This is a genomic window from bacterium, from assembly GCA_012517375.1.
GTDB lineage: Bacteria > Hydrothermota > Tepidihabitantia > B3-TA06 > B3-TA06 > JAAYVC01.
This window is the reverse complement of sequence record JAAYVC010000122.1, coordinates 1-3,093: the sequence shown is the minus strand read 5'-3', so window position 1 is coordinate 3,093 and position 3,093 is coordinate 1. Positions and strand designations below refer to the sequence as shown.

The window sequence follows — 3,093 nt, the reverse complement described above, 5'->3', positions numbered from 1 at the left end:
CGTAAAAACTGGATTAGATATTAATCCTCTTGACACATAAAAGAAATCTGATTATGATTCTGGCAATGCGCCTCAAGTCCCTGAGAAGCGAGCAATGAGCAGGAAGGTGCAAGGGCAAGAGGGACGCCCTGCAAAAAACTCACTAACTGCACTTTGTGCAGCTCCTGAATGATGGAGGAAAACGTGAAGAGAATAATAACAATAGCGGCAATAATAATGGCGGCAATACCCGTAACAGTGTTTTCACAGTCGCCACCTGAATACACAGCTCATAAGAATACAACTAAGGTAGTGCTAATAGACTGGGTAAACGATGCAATAAATGCTGGCAATGTTACTTTTAATACATACCAACAGAAGCTCGATTTCCAAAATTTGATTCAGCAAGTCCACCAGAGTATTAATGCGTCGAACTGGGCGAATGTTGTTACGCAGGCTGCACAACTTAATGGTTTGACAACTAACATCCAGGGTGCAAACACGAGGGCATTAGTTGGATCTCTTTGCGAATGCTTAGAAACCATATATACTGACGATGAATTCATGCTTCTTGATAATGCTGATGCCCAAACATTTCAGGACGCGCTTGCAACAGGAAACCCTGATGCAATTGTTTGTGCCTGGGGAATAGAAGTCCATATGTTCCTCAAGGAAATAACTGTACCCTTTGGTGATGGTGGTTCCATCACTATTGTGCAGTGTACAAGAATACGCTGGGTACCTTTCCCTGACAAAGACTAATTAAATAAGGAGAACCCAATGAAAAAGATAGGCATTACATTTTTAGCGCTTATACTGCCATTGGCAGTTCTTACAGCCGATGACATATGCTATGACAATCCAACCAAAACAGTTTTGATGGATTTGGTAGTACAAAACGTAAATGCAGATAATATCCTATTCGCAACAATGCAGGGAAAGTCTACCTTTCTTAATCTGTGCGATCAGCTTTATTCATACAGAGATGCTTGCGCGTGGTCAAATTGCGTTTCTACTGCATCAAGTCTTAATGCGGCTTCAGAGAATATTTCAAACCTCAAAGCCAAAATGCTAGTCAAGTCTATTTTTGAAAACCTTGAAGACGTTTACGGCGAAGAAAACTATATGGTTGTCTCAGATAACGACTTTGCTGACATCTCAGATGCGTTGATGAGTAATAACCCTAAAGATTACCAGGTTCAGGGATTAACGGTTCATTTTGCTGGTTGTGATAGTCTCAAAACCCCGGATGGAATAAAAATCCATTTCTCTAAATGTTCTAACATTACTCAATCAACCATCTGAAACTGATGATAAAGCCGAGGGGCAGATAATCCCCTCGGCTTAAAAAACCAGGAACTTGAAATGAAAATTATGATTAAGAAGAGTATCATAAAAGGCATAATTCCTGCCGTATTTGCCACAAACTTTGTGTTTGCAGATATTGTGCAACCTGCTCATGCTTTTATATCGCCTGAGCAAACACTTTTCCCAATCGATAGCGTAATTAACTTTGTAACACAACTACCTTTGCACTCTGATAGTATTCCGTTAGTGATTAGCCTTTACGACACCTTAGGTGAAGCTGTATCGGGAATACCTTGTTCATTAGCGACAAGCTTTAGGAACTCAACACTAATATCTGACAATAATGGCGAGGTTTTTTTCTCGATTTCCAAAGACGAACTCAACAGCCAGATGAAGTATCATCTCAATTCATCAAGTCGTATAGAAGCTCTTTCTCTGGTTTTCATTAACGAATTAACTCTTTTTCTTGCGTTTCAACGAAAAGATACAATTACATTTCTTACCGGCGAGGGTTGGCCCGAATTAAATGACACCGGGATTAGAGTAGTGTATCCAGAAGAGCATAAAGGAGAGGCGGAAAGTTTAATGGTTGTTTTAAGAGAAGAAAGAAAAATAATAAAAGAAAGAACCGGAATGAAATTGATCCCCTTGAAAGTCATTCTATCGAACGGTCTGGAACCAGGTCTCTGCATAGGCGGCTTTGGATTGGCGCTAAAACAATCTGAGTCCTTCAATAAACAAGAAATGTTCAAAGTGTTTCCGCATGAATGGGCAGAAATCTCGCTCTATACTTATTATCATATTTATAACGACCCTGCAAATCGTTGGATAGGTGATGGCATTGCTAACTACGTTGCACTTGAGGAATGCAAGAAATCGTACCCATTTCATTTTCTTCAATTGGCTTCAGGTTTATTGTTCAGTGAAACGGATAAGCTTTACGATTTGCGAAGCTGGTCTATGAACGAAGATACATCTAATTTCGGAAGGGGAAATACCTATGTTGGTTGGGATGGCTACAACCTTGCACCTTACTTTTGGGCAAGGGTGATTGATAAATCCGGAAACCCTGAGATAATTGACCAGTTTCTTTCGGAATTTAATATTAAAAAAAATAAAAATTCAAAGAATGCGATAAAAACCCTTTCAAGACTTAGCGGTATAAATATTAACGAGGAACTGCTTATTTCCAGTCAGGAATTACGTGAAAACATAACCAAATACTGGCCTATTCCTATTCCTCCTCGCGGAATGAATCTTATCATTGCAGATCAATCTTTCCTCATGGGAGACAGTTCGGATATGTCTACTAGGCCAGTTAGGAATGTTCATGTTTCGACTTTCTTTCTCGACCGCTATGAGGTTACCAACAAGCAGTTCTGCGAATTTCTCAATACAAAGGGCAACCAGAAGGAAGGCGGGACATACTGGCTGGATGAAACCGCATATTCAGACATTCTACTTGAGGACGGAAAGTTCATTGTCCGGAAAGACAGGGAAAATTTTCCCGTAACCCAGGTCAGCTGGTACGGAGCTCGAGCATACGCAAAGTGGGCAGGCAAGCGGCTCCCGACCGAGGCTGAATGGGAGTTTGCGGCGTCAAATAACGGTACTACCCTATATCCCTGGGGCAATGACTGGCATGATGATTACTGCAACTGGGCAGATACCGGCAAGCTCGACGGATACGAGTTTACGGCTCCTGTAGGCTCCTTCGAGAAGGGCAAGAACCACTACGACTGCTACGACATGGTCGGCAACGTTTTCGAGTGGGTTGCGGACTGGTACGAGCCGTACGATCCTGCG

General features: G+C 41.6%; 3 protein-coding genes. All 3 read left to right on the top strand.

Annotation, left to right across the window (positions count from 1 at the left end; translation table 11 throughout):
* The first annotated feature begins 183 nt into the window (after window positions 1-183).
* A complete protein-coding gene (locus tag GX441_12700) occupies window positions 184-741 on the top strand; it encodes a hypothetical protein (GenBank protein NLI99497.1) in 558 nt (185 codons plus the stop codon).
* An 18-nt stretch (window positions 742-759) separates the two neighbouring features.
* Entirely contained in the window at window positions 760-1,284 is a 525-nt protein-coding gene (locus GX441_12695; GenBank protein ID NLI99496.1) for a hypothetical protein, read from the top strand.
* A gap of 69 nt (window positions 1,285-1,353) precedes the next feature.
* Window positions 1,354-3,093: formylglycine-generating enzyme family protein (locus tag GX441_12690; GenBank protein NLI99495.1), on the top strand; the 1,740-nt coding region annotated here is incomplete at its 3' end.